Annotated in this window: 14 protein-coding genes; 13 read left to right on the top strand and 1 reads right to left on the bottom strand. The window is 38.0% G+C overall.

Annotated features, from left to right (window positions below):
- Positions 1–64: 64 nt before the first annotated feature.
- From fusA to NYE67_RS19835, 4 genes are all read left to right on the top strand, one after another.
- Entirely contained in the window at positions 65–2,143 is a 2,079-nt protein-coding gene (fusA, locus tag NYE67_RS19850; protein WP_191701147.1) for an elongation factor G, read from the top strand.
- Between the two features lie 136 nt (positions 2,144–2,279).
- Positions 2,280–3,467, top strand: a complete 1,188-nt coding sequence (gene tuf / locus NYE67_RS19845; protein ID WP_191701148.1) for an elongation factor Tu — start codon at positions 2,280–2,282, stop codon at positions 3,465–3,467.
- 191 nt (positions 3,468–3,658) lie between these two features.
- Positions 3,659–5,839 (top strand): malate synthase G, encoded by a 2,181-nt coding sequence (locus NYE67_RS19840; RefSeq protein ID WP_340726493.1) that lies wholly within the window; start codon positions 3,659–3,661, stop codon positions 5,837–5,839.
- A 141-nt stretch (positions 5,840–5,980) separates the two neighbouring features.
- Positions 5,981–6,802 carry a methyl-accepting chemotaxis protein gene (locus NYE67_RS19835; protein WP_340726492.1) on the top strand — a complete coding sequence of 274 codons (822 nt, stop codon included), beginning with the start codon at positions 5,981–5,983 and terminating at the stop codon, positions 6,800–6,802.
- Between the two features lie 39 nt (positions 6,803–6,841).
- Here NYE67_RS19835 and NYE67_RS19830 read toward each other — a convergent pair whose 3' ends face one another.
- Positions 6,842–7,729 (bottom strand): LysR family transcriptional regulator, encoded by an 888-nt coding sequence (locus NYE67_RS19830; protein ID WP_340726491.1) that lies wholly within the window; start codon positions 7,727–7,729, stop codon positions 6,842–6,844.
- 102 nt (positions 7,730–7,831) lie between these two features.
- Here NYE67_RS19830 and NYE67_RS19825 point away from each other — a divergent pair, with 102 nt between their 5' ends.
- From NYE67_RS19825 to rplW, 9 genes are all read left to right on the top strand, one after another.
- Positions 7,832–8,512, top strand: coding sequence for a response regulator transcription factor (locus NYE67_RS19825; protein WP_340730843.1), 681 nt, complete (start codon positions 7,832–7,834; stop codon positions 8,510–8,512).
- A complete protein-coding gene (locus NYE67_RS19820) occupies positions 8,509–9,480 on the top strand; it encodes a sensor histidine kinase (RefSeq protein ID WP_340730842.1) in 972 nt (323 codons plus the stop codon). Before NYE67_RS19825 ends, NYE67_RS19820 begins: the two co-directional genes overlap by 4 nt.
- A gap of 96 nt (positions 9,481–9,576) precedes the next feature.
- Positions 9,577–10,338: an ABC transporter ATP-binding protein gene (locus NYE67_RS19815; protein ID WP_340730841.1), complete on the top strand. Its 762-nt coding sequence runs from the start codon at positions 9,577–9,579 to the stop codon at positions 10,336–10,338.
- Positions 10,339–10,357: 19 nt separating this feature from the next.
- Positions 10,358–12,310: an ABC transporter permease gene (locus NYE67_RS19810; protein ID WP_340730840.1), complete on the top strand. Its 1,953-nt coding sequence runs from the start codon at positions 10,358–10,360 to the stop codon at positions 12,308–12,310.
- 125 nt (positions 12,311–12,435) lie between these two features.
- A complete protein-coding gene (locus tag NYE67_RS19805) occupies positions 12,436–13,755 on the top strand; it encodes a Na+/H+ antiporter family protein (protein ID WP_340726486.1) in 1,320 nt (439 codons plus the stop codon).
- 370 nt (positions 13,756–14,125) lie between these two features.
- Entirely contained in the window at positions 14,126–14,434 is a 309-nt protein-coding gene (rpsJ, locus tag NYE67_RS19800; protein ID WP_008406970.1) for a 30S ribosomal protein S10, read from the top strand.
- Positions 14,435–14,488: 54 nt separating this feature from the next.
- Positions 14,489–15,118, top strand: a complete 630-nt coding sequence (gene rplC / locus NYE67_RS19795) for a 50S ribosomal protein L3 (protein WP_191701156.1) — start codon at positions 14,489–14,491, stop codon at positions 15,116–15,118.
- A gap of 26 nt (positions 15,119–15,144) precedes the next feature.
- Positions 15,145–15,768: a 50S ribosomal protein L4 gene (rplD, locus tag NYE67_RS19790; RefSeq protein WP_191701157.1), complete on the top strand. Its 624-nt coding sequence runs from the start codon at positions 15,145–15,147 to the stop codon at positions 15,766–15,768.
- On the top strand, positions 15,768–16,052 hold the full coding sequence (gene rplW / locus NYE67_RS19785; RefSeq protein ID WP_008406966.1) for a 50S ribosomal protein L23: 285 nt from the start codon (positions 15,768–15,770) through the stop codon (positions 16,050–16,052). The genes rplD and rplW overlap by 1 nt, the downstream gene beginning before the upstream one ends.
- The last annotated feature ends 15 nt before the right edge of the window (positions 16,053–16,067 follow it).

The raw sequence follows: 16,067 nt of genomic DNA, 5'->3' as shown, positions 1-16,067 counted from the left end.
TTGCTAGGGCTTAGGTTTTTTACCCACTTATACAGCTAACCCAATATGGAAGGAGAAATTTCCTATGAAACGCGAATTCTCTCTAGAGAATACACGTAATATTGGGATCATGGCTCACATTGATGCTGGTAAAACAACAACAACTGAGCGTATCCTTTATTACACTGGTAAGATTCATAAAATCGGTGAAACTCATGACGGCGGATCTCAAATGGACTGGATGGAGCAAGAACAAGAGCGTGGTATCACGATCACTTCTGCTGCAACAACAGCTCAATGGAACGGTCACCGCATTAACATCATCGATACTCCTGGACACGTAGACTTCACTGTAGAAGTAGAACGTTCTTTACGTGTACTAGATGGTGCTGTAACAGTATTAGATGCTCAATCAGGTGTTGAGCCTCAAACTGAAACAGTATGGCGTCAAGCTACTACGTACGGGGTTCCTCGTATCGTATTCATCAACAAAATGGATAAAATGGGTGCAGACTTCTTATATTCTGTAGGAACTTTACACGATCGTTTACAAGCGAACGCTCACCCAATCCAATTACCAATCGGTGCTGAAGATGAGTTCTCAGCTATCATCGACTTAATCGAAATGAACGCTACGTTCTACGGTAACGAAGAAGGTACTGCAGTAACTGTTGGAGAGATTCCAGAATCTCATAAAGCACAAGCCGAAGAGTACCGTGAGAAGTTAATCGACGCTGTTGCAAGTGTTGATGAAGAGCTTATGGAAAAATACTTAGAAGGCGAAGAAATTTCTAATGAAGAATTAAAAGCGGCTATCCGTAAAGCTACAATCGCGGTAGAATTCTACCCTGTACTTTGTGGTACAGCATTCAAACACAAAGGTGTTCGTAAAATGTTAGATGCTGCTGTTGATTACTTACCAGCTCCAACTGATGTTCCTGCTATTAAAGGTACTGATGTTGACGGCGAAGAAGAAATCATCCGCCATTCTTCTGATGAAGAGCCATTCTCAGCTCTTGCATTCAAAGTAATGACTGACCCATTCGTAGGTAAGTTAACATTCTTCCGTGTGTACTCAGGTACATTGGATGCAGGTTCTTACGTACAAAACTCTTCTAAAGGTAAACGTGAACGTGTAGGACGTATCCTACAAATGCACGCTAACTCTCGTGAAGAGATTGGAAAAGTATTTGCTGGTGATATCGCTGCAGCTGTAGGTCTTAAAGATACTACAACAGGTGATACTCTATGTGACGAGAAAAATCTTGTTATCTTAGAATCAATGGATTTCCCAGAACCAGTTATCTCTCTTTCTGTAGAACCAAAATCTAAAGCTGACCAAGATAAAATGGGACAAGCTTTACAAAAATTACAAGAAGAAGATCCAACTTTCCGTGCTCATACTGACACTGAAACAGGTCAAACAATCATCTCTGGTATGGGTGAGCTTCACCTTGATATCTTAGTTGACCGTATGAAACGTGAATTTAAAGTTGAAGCTAACGTGGGTGCTCCAATGGTATCTTACCGTGAGACATTCCGTAGCGAAGCTAAAGTTCAAGGTAAATTTTCTCGTCAATCTGGTGGTCGCGGTCAATACGGTGACGTAACGATCGAGTTCTCTCCAAATGAAGAGGGTAAAGGTTTCGAATTCGAAAACGCTATCGTTGGTGGTGTTGTACCTCGTGAATACATCCCTGCAGTAGAAGCGGGTCTACGTGACTCTCTTGACCGCGGTGTAGTTGCTGGATACCCATTAATCGACATTAAAGCGAAATTAGTATTCGGTTCTTACCATGATGTTGACTCAAGTGAAATGGCGTTCAAAATTGCTGCATCTATGGCACTAAAAGAAGCAGCTAAAAAATGTAACCCAGTTATCCTTGAGCCAATGATGAAAGTAGAAGTTGTAATTCCAGAAGAGTACCTTGGTGATATTATGGGTAACATTACTGCTCGTCGCGGACGCGTTGAGGGTATGGAAGCTCGTGGTAACTCTCAAGTAGTACGTGCTATGGTACCACTATCTGAAATGTTCGGATATGCTACAACTTTACGTTCTGCAACTCAAGGTCGCGGTGTATTCTCAATGGTGTTCGATCACTATGAAGAAGTACCAAAATCAATTGCAGAAGAAATCGTTAAAAAAAATAAAGGTGAATAATTGAAATTTCACCTTGCATCAAGTATAAATAATTTGTAAGCTATGATTGACTGACTAGAGATGGGGCCCGTTGATAGTCAGCAATCTTAGAATAAATTTTAAAAAATAAAACATATCTCTGAGGAGGCATTTTCTAATGGCTAAAGAAAAATTTGACCGTTCAAAAACGCATGCTAACGTTGGTACTATCGGACACGTTGACCATGGTAAAACTACATTAACTGCTGCTATCGCAACAGTTCTTTCTAAAAAAATGGGTGGAGTAGCTAAATCTTACGCTGACATCGATAACGCTCCAGAAGAAAAAGAGCGCGGTATCACAATCAATACTTCACACGTTGAGTATGAAACTGAAACTCGTCACTATGCACACGTTGACTGCCCAGGACACGCTGACTATGTTAAAAACATGATCACTGGTGCTGCACAAATGGACGGCGGTATCTTAGTAGTATCTGCTGCTGATGGTCCAATGCCACAAACTCGTGAGCACATCTTACTTTCTAAACAAGTAGGTGTTCCTTACTTAGTAGTATTCATGAACAAATGTGATATGGTAGACGACGAAGAATTATTAGAATTAGTTGAAATGGAAATCCGTGACTTATTATCTGAGTACGACTTCCCAGGCGACGATCTTCCAGTAATCAAAGGTTCTGCTCTTAAAGCTCTTGAAGGAGAGCCAGAGTGGGAAGAAAAAATCGTTGAATTAATGAACGCTGTTGATGAGTACATCCCAACTCCAGAACGTCAAACTGACAAACCATTCATGATGCCAGTAGAGGACGTATTCTCTATTACTGGTCGTGGTACAGTTGCAACTGGTCGTGTTGAGCGTGGACAAGTTAAAGTTGGTGACGTTGTAGAAGTTATCGGTATCGATGAAGAAGCTAAAACTACAACTGTAACTGGTGTAGAAATGTTCCGTAAATTATTAGATTATGCTGAAGCTGGTGACAACATCGGTGCTTTATTACGTGGTATTGCTCGTGAAGATATCCAACGTGGTCAAGTATTAGCTAAACCAGGTTCAATTACTCCACACACAAACTTCAAAGCTGAAGTTTATGTTTTATCAAAAGAAGAGGGTGGACGTCATACTCCATTCTTCTCTAACTACCGTCCTCAGTTCTACTTCCGTACAACTGACGTAACTGGTATTTGTATGTTACCTGAAGGCGTAGAAATGGTTATGCCTGGTGATAACATCGAAATGACTGTAGAGTTAATCGCTCCAATCGCTTTAGAAGAAGGTACTAAGTTCTCTATCCGTGAGGGTGGCCGTACTGTAGGCGCTGGCGTAGTAGCTTCTATCCAAAAATAATTTTAGCTAATTGCTAATTGTTTAAACACCTTGCAGGGACGCTTGCAAGGTGTTTTTTTATTTGCCTTATAACTTAAAAGCATAATGTTTATTCGAATTATGTATTTCATTTATACCCACTCTTTCTATTATAATGAAAACAAGAACAGGGGATTCTTATTTTATTTTTAAATATGAAGGGGGATATATTTATGACAAATTATGTACAGGTGGGGAATTTACAAGTAGCAGATGTATTGCTTCAGTTTATTAATGAACAGGTACTACCAGACAGTGGCGTTGAGCAACAAGCATTTTGGGACGGTTTCGATCAATTAATTCACGAGCTGGCACCTGAAAATAAAGCGTTACTTGCACATCGTGATCAATTGCAGGATAAAATTAATCAGTGGCATAAAGAAAACAAGGGGAATTTCGAATTTGATAGTTATAAAGCTTTCTTAGAGCAAATCGGTTATGTTGAGCCAAAGGTTGAGGACTTCCGTGTAGAGACAGAAAATGTAGACGAAGAAATTGCTTTCCAAGCGGGTCCGCAATTAGTAGTACCGGTAAGTAATGCACGTTATGCCATTAATGCTGCGAATGCACGTTGGGGAAGTTTCTATGATGCATTATATGGGACTAATGTTATCAGTGATGAAGATGGTGCAACTGCAGGGAAAGGCTATAATCCGATTCGCGGGAACAAAGTTATTGAGTATGCAAAAAATTTCTTAAATCAGGCTGTTCCGTTATTAGATGGTGCTTCACATAAAGAAGCAACTCATTATGCAATTGTAAAAGGCACATTACAAGTAACGTTAAATAACGGCGAAAAAACAACATTAGCAAATCAGGAAAAATTAGTTGGCTACCAAGGTACAGCTGAAGAACCAACTGCAATTTTACTTAAGAATAATGATTTACACATAGAAATTCAAATCGACCGTAACCATCCAATAGGAAAAGATGATGCCGCTGGTGTAAAGGATATTTTCCTAGAGTCTGCCATTACAACGATTATGGACTGTGAAGATTCTGTTGCAGCAGTAGATGCAGAAGATAAAGTTGAAGTATATTCAAATTGGTTAGGTTTAATGAAAGGTGATTTATCGGCAACATTTGAAAAAGGTACAAAGACAGTGACGCGTACTTTAAATCCAGACCGTGAATATACAGGTTTAAATGGTGATACAGTTACTTTAAATGGACGTTCATTAATGTTTATTCGGAACGTGGGTCACTTAATGACGAATCCGGCTATTCTCGATAAAGATGGTGGCGAAGTACCTGAGGGAATTATGGATGGGGTTTTGACGAGCTTAATTGCAAAGCATGAAGTAATCGGAAATGGACAATATAAAAACTCACAAAAAGGCTCTATTTATATTGTAAAACCAAAAATGCATGGGTCTAAGGAAGTCGCTTTCGCTAATAAATTATTTGATCGGATAGAGGATTTAATCGGGTTGTCACGCTATACTTTAAAAATTGGTGTAATGGATGAAGAACGCCGTACGTCTCTTAACTTAAAAGCATGTATTCGTGAAGTAAAAAATCGTATTGTATTCATTAACACAGGTTTCCTAGATCGTACAGGTGATGAAATTCATACATCGATGGAAGCGGGACCAATGATTCGCAAAGGTGAAATGAAAACATCTACTTGGTTAACTTCTTATGAAAAATCAAATGTTGTAGTTGGTTTAAATACGGGATTACAAGGTCGTGCGCAAATAGGTAAAGGAATGTGGGCAATGCCGGATCTAATGGCGGAAATGATTGAGCAAAAGATTAATCATCCAAAAGCAGGTGCGAATACAGCCTGGGTACCATCTCCTACAGCAGCTACCTTACATGCAACACATTATCATGAAGTAAGTGTAAAGGATGTTCAAAAAGGTATTTCAACTTCAGAAGAATTACAAGATGCCATTTTAGAAATTCCGGTTGCTGCAAATACGGACTGGACAGCGGAAGAAATTCAGCAAGAGCTAGATAACAATGCTCAAGGAATTTTAGGGTATGTGGTACGTTGGGTGGAGAATGGTGTTGGTTGCTCAAAAGTGCCGGATATTAATAATATTGGCTTAATGGAAGACCGTGCAACTTTACGTATTTCAAGTCAGCATATTGCAAACTGGTTACACCACGGCATTTGCACAAAAGAACAAGTGGAAGAAACTTTAAAACGCATGGCAAAAGTGGTAGATGAGCAAAATGCAGATGATCCATCATGTACGTCAATGTCAGCAAACTATGAGGAATCTGTAGCTTTCCAGGCAGCAAGTGATTTAGTGTTTAAAGGTTACGAACAGCCAAACGGTTATACTGAGCCGATTTTGCACAAAAAACGAATTGAAGCAAAAGCAAAACAAAAAGTAAACGCATAATATTTTCTGAGTTACTGCTATTTTTAACGAGATAGCAGTATTTTTTTGTTTATTAGGTAAAGGTTAGTAGAAATTTACACGTTTAAAAGACAATAAGTGGTATAATAGTCATGATATAGATAATGAAAGAAGAGATTTGAGATGTTAAATAAAATTGAATCATTGGAGACGTTTATTTCAACGATAGAGGTTATGAATAAAGCCATTCCAACAGATTTATCAATTGCCGTATGCAATTTGGAAAAGTTCGTTGCGTATTTTCCAGGTAAAAATATAAATTTAAAAATAAAAGTCGGTCAACAGTTAAATATAGAAGAACCATTATTGGTTGCATTAAGGAAAAATCGCCGTTTAGAGGCTATAGTACCTTCTGATTTCTATGGGTTTGAATTTATAGGTACAGCTACGCCTTTGCATGACCTAACAGGAAAAGTAATTGGCGGGATTGCAGTACAAGTACGTAAACAGACTGAGTTAATAGAAATCTCAAACACGATGACCGGTTCTTTAACACAGGCAAACAATCAAATTAGTATGATTGCGGATGGTTCTTCTAAACTGACAGAATCAGCAAATGAGTTACTGGTACAATCTAAGCAAGCCGAAGAAAATGTACGGCAGACTTCAGAAATTCTAATATTATTGAAGCGGATGGCTGATCATACAAATTTGCTTGGATTGAATGCCGCCATCGAAGCTGCCCGTGCAGGCGAAAAAGGAAAAGGCTTTGAAGTTGTTGCAACTGAAATCCGTAAGTTTTCCAAAGAGACGATTGAATCTACCCAAAAAATTAGAGAAACAATGACGCAAATTAACGAAGCAACACAAAAAATTGCCCAATCAATTGCTCAGATTTCCAGTATTGGTGCTTCACAGACAGAGTCGATCCATCAAGTTTCAGATTTTGTGAAGGAAATTCAAGAGATGTCTACCCAGTTAAATGATTATGCCAATAAACTATAAAACGGTTGCCTAGATTTTGAACTTTTCTAGGCAACCGTTTTATTGTAAAACATATTCATGTGCGAGTTTGATAAATTCACGTACTGAAAAAGGTAGGTATTTGTTTTTCTTCCATGTTATACCGAGTTCTAGATGAATTGCTTCCTCTTGAAAAGGTATGCACTTGATGGATTTGTACGGAATCTTTTCTGCTAGCTTTTCTGGTAGTAAAGCAATGCCAAGCTTTGCCTGAACCATTTCTATAAAAAAGTCTTTTTGGGTCGTTTCACAGGCAATCATTGGAAAAAAACCATTTTTTGAACATTCTTCAATAATCCGATCATATAAAATAAAATCTTTCCTATATATAATAAAACTCTCTTTAGCTAAGTCTTTTAATTGTACTTTTTGCTTTTGAGCAAGTGGATTACTTTCATGTACGATTAAAAGTAGTGGATCTTTTAAAAACCGGATTGTCTCCAAATTTTCATTCGACGATGTCACACTACATACTAAACCAATATCCAACTCGCCTGATTCAATTTCCTGACGGATCCGCTTTGTACCTACTTCTGTTAATAAAATTTCAATGTATGGATAAAGCTCTTTGTAATAGCTAATTAATCTGGAGAAAAATTCAGCGCCGACAATTGGTGGAATGCCGATCCGAATTTGCCCCTTTTTTAGTTGCATTAAATCGGTTAGTTCTGAGCGCAAGTTTTGAAAGGATTCGAGTACTTGCATTGAATTAATGAGTACCGCTTGACCGGCATCCGTTAGTTCAAGCTGTTTTGATGAACGGTAAAATAACGGCACACCAAGTTCAGCTTCAAAGTTTTGAATTGCTTTACTAATAGATGGCTGCGATACATGCAATGTAGTAGCTGCTTTAGTAAAACTTAAATGTTTTGCTACTTCCACAAAGTATTCAATTTGGCGTATATCCATAGTTTCACCTCTTCTGGTGTAATTGAATTGATTATAGCAAAGTTTAGAAGTAGTGGCGTATTAGTTTTTGTATAATAGTAGTAGGTAAAAGGAGTGAATTGGATGAAGGTGCTACTCATTGAAGACGATGTTTCAATTTTTGATGTAATTTGTGAGCGTTTTGCCCAGTGGAATATAGATGTAATCGGTCCGGAAGACTTTCAGCAAATAATGGTGACTTTTAAAAAAGAGGAGCCACAGCTTGTTATTATTGATATTCAACTTCCGGCATTTGATGGCTTTCATTGGTGTCGCGAAATTCGGGCAGTATCAAATGTACCTATTTTGTTTCTTTCTTCACGTGACCATCCAATGGATATGGTTATGGCTATGCAAATGGGTGCTGATGACTTTGTTCAAAAACCATTTCATACAGAAGTTTTAATTGCAAAAGTACAAGCACTATTACGTCGGGCTTATAACTACCAGGAAACAATTCAGAGTGATGTTGAGAAATGGAATGGTGCTGAAATTCATTATGATCGGGCGATGGTTCATTATATGGGTGAACGTGTTGAGTTGACGAAAAATGAATTGTTTATTTTAAAGGTGCTGGTAAAGGCTAGAGGACAGATCGTTTCCCGGGATGAACTAATGCGTAAATTGTGGGATGATGAACGATTCGTAAATGATAATACTTTAACTGTAAATGTAAACCGTTTAAGGCAACGTTTAGAGGATATTGGTCTTTTAGATGGCATTATTACTAAAAAGGGCTTGGGCTACATGGCGGTGGATGCATGATTTCACTGTTTCTAAGACAATATTTATCGACCATCCTGTTTGTTACTGTACTTCAGCTAATTATAAATTTAATTATATTTATCGATAAAGGATTTGAAGGTGTTTCCTTTTTTTATGTAAACATTGTATGGTTTGCACTCGTTATTGGTTATTTTACCTGGCGTTTTATGAAAGATAGACAAACGATGAAGCCCTATGCAAAACGCAAAGGTAATTATATGGCAGTTATTCATGAAGAGCATGAAGAACAACTAGCAAGAAAGAGTGCTCAAGTGCAAGAGCAAAAGCTGTTAGTACTTGAACGACAGGATGAGTTTTTAGCATGGGTGCATGAAATGAAATCCCCTTTAACCGCTATGCAATTATTAATGGAAAAGATTGAGGATAGCGAATTAAAGGAACGTATTGAAAATGAGTGGCTACGTCTTTACTTATTATTAGATCAACAACTCCACGCAACCCGTCTGATGACAATCGAACTCGACAATCGAATCGAAAAAGTTGATGTTAAAAGTGTTATTATACAAGAAATAAAAGCACTTCGCAGCTGGTGCTTTGAAAAACAAATAGCTATAGAGCTTGATATTGAAAAGATAACAGTTCAATCTGATGCAAAGTGGCTTGGATTTATCGTACGGCAAATTTTATCTAATGCTGTAAAGTATAGTGACGTCGGAGGAGAAATCAGGGCACTAGCACATATGAAAGATGAACAAGTTATATTGGAAATCCAAGATGATGGAATAGGAATAAAAAGTGAAGATTTACCTCGTGTTTTTCGTAAATCCTATACCGGAACTATTGGTCGGGAAACAAGTGCGGCAACGGGAATGGGCTTGTATTTAGCTAAGCAGGCAGCCGACTCACTGCATGTTCTTCTCACAATTGAATCAACCGAAAATATCGGGACTTCCGTAAAAATTACTTTCCCAAAATCGAATAGTTATCATAAAACGCTTGGAATGTGACGAACTTGTCATTTACCGAGCGTTTTTGTCATGTAAATCAAACGATTAAATAGGGCAGAACTTGTAAAATGAACATAACAAGAAAGGATGGGGACAATGAGTATTCTAATCGCACGTAAAGTTCGAAAAACATATGGTAAGCGTTCGCTTGCACAGGAAGTATTAAAGGGGATTGATTTAGAAGTAGAAAAAGGTGAATTTGTTGGGATTATGGGTCCTTCAGGCTCAGGGAAAACAACGTTATTAAATGTACTTTGTTCAATAGATCAAGCGACAGATGGATTTGTGGAGATTAACGGACAAAAGTTACAAGGGATGAAAGAACGTACACTAGCAAAATTCCGACGCGATGAGCTCGGTTTTATATTCCAGGACTATAACTTACTCGACACATTGACAGTAAAGGAAAATATTCTATTACCGCTATCGCTTAGCTCTATTCCAAAAGCGGCTGCAGAAAAACGGTTGCAGGATCTCGTATCCATTTTGGGTATCTCGGATATTTTATCGAAGTATCCGAATGAAATTTCAGGTGGTCAGAAACAGCGTACATCTGCTGCACGTGCACTAATATCTAATCCTTCGTTAGTATTTGCCGATGAGCCAACAGGAGCACTTGATTCAAAGACGGCTACTGCACTGCTCGATAATTTATCGAAAATTAATGAAGCGAAAAACGCAACGATTATGATGGTTACACATGATGCAGTCGCTGCAAGTTTCTGTTCACGTGTACTGTTTTTAAAAGATGGTCAAATTTATACGGAGTTGTACAAGGGTGATAAATCCCGCACAGAATTTTTCCAGCAAATTTTAAATACGCAAAGTGTTTTAGGCGGTGAGCAAGGTGAAGCTTAGTCAGCTCGTTTTTAAAAGCATGCAAAAAAACATGCGTCACTATTATTTATACTTTTTTGCACTAATTTTTAGTGTGACACTGTTTTTCTCTTTTGTAACATTACAATACAATGAATCCATCATAGCAGCGACAAAAGCGAGTGGTACAGCATCATCAGGTTTTGAAGCTGCATCGTATATGCTGTATTTTATTGTGTTATTCTTTGTGCTTTATGCCAATCACTTATTCATTAAGCGCCGGAGCAAAGAAATTGGTCTGTACCAGCTTATCGGTATGACAAAAGGACTTGTAACACGCTTAATTGCCTTTGAAAATATATTACTATTTATCGGAGCAGTAAGTATCGGAATGGTATTAGGGTTACTGAGCTCACGATTGTTTGCAATGATTTTGTTGAAGCTTTTGCAATTTGATGCAGTAGTGACAATGACTTTTAGTAAAGTAGCGGTCGTAAATACTTTAATGGTATTTGGAATTTTATTAGTTATTATTTTAATTCAAATGGCGTTTATGGTTCGTAAAACAAGTTTACTTTCCTTATTTAATGCTTCTAAACAAGCAGATGAGCGTGTAAAACGTTTTAGTTTATTCCCGATGATGATGGGGGCGATTGGCCTCGGCTTAATAATTTATGGATATTATAGAAGTACTGTATTGTTTACAGGGCAAACGACAAATTTATTTGTAAGCATGGTTGTTATTTTAGCGACTACAATTGGCGGCACATATCTAGTGTTTCGTTTTTCAGTAGCATTTTTGTTGAATTTATTCCGTCTTACAAAAAAGGGACATTTAAATTTAACGGATGTACTGGCACTTACACCCATTATGCATCGAATGAAAGGTAATGCTAAATCCTTAACGCTTATTACAGTATTAACAGCGGTGTCCCTTGCGATTACAACACTTTCGTATATAAGCTACTATTCAGCTAGTAATACTGCAGAAGATGAAGTGCCGGCTGATTATATAGCTGTAGATGGGCGCGGGGAGCCATTGATTCAGGCACTTGAGCAGGAAGGAATAGCATTTGAACAAAAAACGTTTAGATTAACGAGTGCACAATTTGATTTGGCTACAGTATTTTCAGATGATGTAATAGGTATGTTTCAAGGTAATACATTAGCAGATGTCATGATACTTCCGCTTTCGGACTATCATCAACTTAATCGTGAGGTACAGCTCAACGAAGGAGAGGCTATCATTACAGGCTTTAGCGGCTTTCAGGCAAATATAATGCCTATTGAAGCACCGATTGATTTAACTCTTTTACATCAGGAAAGTGAATTCCCGCTACGTATCAAAGAAGTGAATGATACGGCTGTACTAGCTTGGCGGGTTACGGCAGGGGGATTTATCGTTGTAGTTGAAGACAGTGTTTTTAATCAGCTTCAACAATTAAATAGCGACTCCGCAATTGGTTACGCAACACAAGAGCAAACATCGATTAATTTAACTGATGCCGATGAGGAAACATATAAGCTGGTGGAAAAGCTTTATAAACAGACAGGTGCGAATGTATTATTTGAATCTCATGAAGGCAATACAGTGAATAAATTAAGTTCACAGCAGTCAACGGTTGAATATAATTTAAACCTTTACGGTACAACAATTTTTACAACAGCATTTTTAGGCTTGGCTTTTTTATTTGCAACAGGTAGTATTCTTTACTTTAAACAAATGTCTGAGGCAGATGAAGAGGCTGAATCATATAGAATTCTCCGTAAAATTGGTTTCACACAGGATGAATTATTAAGAGGCATTATGATGAAGCAGCTATTTAATTTTGGCGTTCCATTGCTTATTGGTTTACTGCACAGCTATTTTGCGGTTAAATCGGGATGGTTTTTATTCGGTACAGAAATGACAACCCCACTTCTGATTACAATGACTTTATATATTGCAATGTATATTGTGTTTGCAACATTAACGATCAGTTATTACAAAAAAATAATTAAACAAGCTTTATAATACTCCAAACCGTCAATTTTTCCTTAATTGACGGTTTTATTTTGTCCTGAAATATTGACTCGATAGTAGATTTCTTGTAACTTTAACACATTAGTAATTTAGCAGACGAAAGTGAAGTGTATAACATGAATGCTGTTTTAATAGCGGTTGGGGTTATGCTTATTTTAAGCCTACTGCGTATAAATGTCGTTTTATCTCTAACAGTAGGGGCTGTCATTGGTGGTCTTGTTGGAGGATTAAATTTAACTGATACAATAGAAGCTTTTGTAGGGGGGCTAGGAGGCGGTGCAAATATAGCGTTGAGCTATGCACTACTTGGAGGCTTCGCATTGGCAATATCCCGTACAGGCATACCAGAAGTGCTAGTAAAGGCAATTCTAAAAGTAGTACAACGTGAGGGCGACTCAAAAAAGCAAGGTGCTGCCAAAGCATTAATTTTCTTAGTATTACTGGCAATGGCGATCATGTCACAAAACCTTATACCAGTGCATATTGCTTTCATACCATTAATCGTTCCGCCACTGATTAAAATAATGAATATGCTGCAAATTGACCGCCGCTTAATCGCATCTATTTTAACATTTGGATTAATTATGCCTTATATGTTTATTCCAGCAGGCTTCGGCTTACTTTATCAAGGTATAATCGTGGAACAACTTGGTTTAGCTGGTCTTGAAATTGCTTTAAGTGATGTTCCAAAGGCAATGGTTATCGTGGCATTAGGAATGGTAGTAGGTCTTATCGGTGCATTTTTCGCTTTCCGTAAACCACGTCAATATGATGACTTAGAAATGGAAGTAACGAGTAGTTTAGAGAAAGAAGTAAATAGATTACACATACTATTTGCTGTAGTTGCACTAATTACTTCTATAGTAGTGCAAGTTATGACTGATTCAATGATCATTGGTTCGCTTGTCGGCATTATGGTTTTATATATAACAGGTGCACTAAAAGTGAAAGAAGCTGACGAAGTTCTTTCGGATGGTATGCGCATGATGGCATTTGTCGGTTTTGTAATGATTTCAGCAAATGGGTTTTCAGCGGTTATTAATGCTACAGGCGATGTAGAATCGCTTGTTGCTGGAGCAATGACTATTTTTAATGGAAATATAAGTGTTGCTGTATTAATAATGCTCATTGTCGGTTTAATCGTCACAATGGGAATTGGTTCTTCATTTGCAACTATACCGATCATCGCAGCAATATTTGTTCCGATTGCAATGGAACTAGGTCTAAGTGAACTAGCGATTATTTGTCTAATTGGAACGGCAGGGGTATTAGGAGACGCTGGTTCACCAGCTTCCGATTCAACGCTAGGACCGACAGCAGGGTTAAATGTGGATGGTCAACACAATCACATTTGGGATACGTGTGTACCGACATTTATCTTCTATAATATACCGCAAATCATTTTTGGATGGATTGCAGTTGTTTTCTTCCTATAGTAAGTAGCCACTTTCACTTAAATGAAAGTGGCTTTTTTTTAATTAAACACAACAGTTGTATTTTCAGAATATTTTATTTAAAATAGATTCTTCTCTTAATAGTTGCTTTCAAGTTAATACTCTTATATACTAGAAAACGGCTCAAAAAGAGCGAACGCAATTAATTAAAAACAAAGAACGAAACATTATTTAAAAGAAATTTGCTAAAACACTTGCGAACTTCTTTTTTATTGTATATAATGTTGAATGTTGGTCTTTGACTGCGATGAAGCGAGAGGTTGCCGACACACCCGGCCGCTTTGCCATGGCGGTGTGTAGGAGAAATTTTCGTGGAGAATGTCTAGAAAATAGGCGAGAAGGAGGGAAAGTAATGGCAAAACAAAAAATTCGTATTCGTTTAAAAGCGTATGATCACCGTATCCTTGATCAATCTGCTGAGAAAATCGTTGAAACTGCGAAACGTTCAGGTGCTGGAGTATCGGGTCCGATCCCACTACCAACTGAAAGATCTGTATACACGATCTTACGTGCGGTTCATAAGTACAAAGATTCTCGTGAGCAATTTGAAATGCGCACACACAAACGTCTTATCGACATCGTTAACCCGACACCACAAACTGTTGATGCGTTAATGAAGCTTGATTTACCATCTGGCGTTGATATCGAAATCAAACTTTAATGGTAAAAACACAATATAAAATCTTTTTCTCAAAATTTACAGGAGGTGTGACAAATGACTAAAGGAATCTTAGGTAGAAAAATTGGCATGACTCAAGTCTTTGCTGAAAACGGCGATTTAATCCCAGTAACAGTTATCGAAGCTGCTCCAAACGTAGTTTTACAAAAGAAAACTGTTGAAACTGATGGTTACGAAGCGATCCAATTTGGTTTTGAAGACAAGCGTATTAAGCTTTCTAACAAACCAGAGCAAGGACACGTAGCTAAAGCAAACACTGCTCCTAAGCGCTTCATCCGTGAGTTCCGCAACTTAGATGCTGCAGCTTACGAAGTTGGTCAAGAAGTCAAGGTAGAAATTTTCGCTGAAGGCGATGTAATCGATGTAACAGGTGTAACAAAAGGTAAAGGTTTCCAAGGTGTTATTAAACGTCATGGTCAATCTCGCGGCCCTATGTCTCACGGTTCTCGTTATCACCGTCGTCCAGGTTCAATGGGTCCAGTAGCTCCGAACCGCGTATTCAAACAAAAGAAATTACCTGGTCAAATGGGTGGCACAGTTGTTACTATTCAAAACCTTGAAATCGTTAAGGTTGATGCAGAGCGCAACTTACTACTTGTTAAAGGTAATGTTCCTGGTTCTAAAAAAGCATTAGTAACAGTTAAGACTGCTATTAAATCTAAATAATTTTCTCAAGAAAGGAGGAAACAGGAATGACAAAGGTTTCAGTACTTAGTCAAACAGGTGCTTCAGTTGGTGAAATCGAATTAAACGATGCGATTTTCGGAATCACACCAAACGAAGCTGTATTATTCGACGCAGTTGTTGCACAACGCGCATCTCTACGTCAAGGTAATCACAAAGTTAAAAACCGTTCAGCAGTTGCTGGTGGTGGTCGTAAACCATGGCGTCAAAAAGGAACTGGTCGTGCTCGTCAAGGTTCGATCCGCTCTCCACAATGGCGTGGCGGTGGTGTTGTATTCGGTCCTACTCCACGTAGTTACGCTTACAAGCTACCTAAGAAAGTTCGTCGCTTAGCGATTAAGTCTGCTTTATCTACGAAAGTATTAGAGCAAAACTTAGTAGTACTTGATGCATTATCATTTGATGCACCAAAAACAAAAGATTTCAAAGCAGTATTAGCTGCATTAGAAATCAGCAAAAAAGCATTATTCGTAACTTCTGAAGTTAACGAAAACGCAATTTTGTCTGCTCGTAACATCCCTGGTGTTACAGTGTTAACAGCTGAAGGAATCAACGTATTAGACTTATTAGGTCATGATAAAGTTGTATTCACTCAAGATGCTGTAAAAAAAGTTGAGGAGGTGCTTGGATAATGGAAGCACGTGATATCTTAAAACGTCCGGTCATTACTGAGCGTTCTTCAGAAATTATGGCAGAGAAAAAGTATACTTTCGAAGTAGACACTCGCGCTAACAAAACTCAAGTTAAAGATGCTGTTGAAGAAATCTTCGGCGTTAAAGTTGAGAAAGTAAACGTTATGAACTACAAAGGTAAGTTCAAACGCGTTGGTAAATTCGGTGGATACACTAACAAACGTCGTAAAGCGATTGTTAAATTAACTGCTGATTCAAAAGAAATCGAATTATTCGAAATCTAATTTCTAATTTATAAA

The sequence above is a fragment of the Solibacillus sp. FSL W8-0474 genome (genome assembly GCF_038004065.1).
GTDB lineage: Bacteria > Bacillota > Bacilli > Bacillales_A > Planococcaceae > Solibacillus > Solibacillus faecavium.
Note: the sequence above shows the minus strand (reverse complement) of the source record. Positions and strands in the feature narration are given on the sequence as shown.

Coding starts and splice junctions, on each gene's coding strand:
- NYE67_RS19805 (WP_340726486.1), top strand. CDS start 12,436: ATGAATGCTGTTTTAATAGCGGTTGGGGTTATGCTTATTTTAAGCCTA.
- NYE67_RS19835 (WP_340726492.1), top strand. CDS start 5,981: ATGTTAAATAAAATTGAATCATTGGAGACGTTTATTTCAACGATAGAG.
- fusA (WP_191701147.1), top strand. CDS start 65: ATGAAACGCGAATTCTCTCTAGAGAATACACGTAATATTGGGATCATG.
- NYE67_RS19840 (WP_340726493.1), top strand. CDS start 3,659: ATGACAAATTATGTACAGGTGGGGAATTTACAAGTAGCAGATGTATTG.
- NYE67_RS19810 (WP_340730840.1), top strand. CDS start 10,358: ATGCAAAAAAACATGCGTCACTATTATTTATACTTTTTTGCACTAATT.
- NYE67_RS19830 (WP_340726491.1), bottom strand. CDS start 7,729: ATGGATATACGCCAAATTGAATACTTTGTGGAAGTAGCAAAACATTTA.
- rplD (WP_191701157.1), top strand. CDS start 15,145: ATGACAAAGGTTTCAGTACTTAGTCAAACAGGTGCTTCAGTTGGTGAA.
- NYE67_RS19820 (WP_340730842.1), top strand. CDS start 8,509: ATGATTTCACTGTTTCTAAGACAATATTTATCGACCATCCTGTTTGTT.
- tuf (WP_191701148.1), top strand. CDS start 2,280: ATGGCTAAAGAAAAATTTGACCGTTCAAAAACGCATGCTAACGTTGGT.
- rpsJ (WP_008406970.1), top strand. CDS start 14,126: ATGGCAAAACAAAAAATTCGTATTCGTTTAAAAGCGTATGATCACCGT.
- NYE67_RS19815 (WP_340730841.1), top strand. CDS start 9,577: ATGAGTATTCTAATCGCACGTAAAGTTCGAAAAACATATGGTAAGCGT.
- rplC (WP_191701156.1), top strand. CDS start 14,489: ATGACTAAAGGAATCTTAGGTAGAAAAATTGGCATGACTCAAGTCTTT.
- rplW (WP_008406966.1), top strand. CDS start 15,768: ATGGAAGCACGTGATATCTTAAAACGTCCGGTCATTACTGAGCGTTCT.
- NYE67_RS19825 (WP_340730843.1), top strand. CDS start 7,832: ATGAAGGTGCTACTCATTGAAGACGATGTTTCAATTTTTGATGTAATT.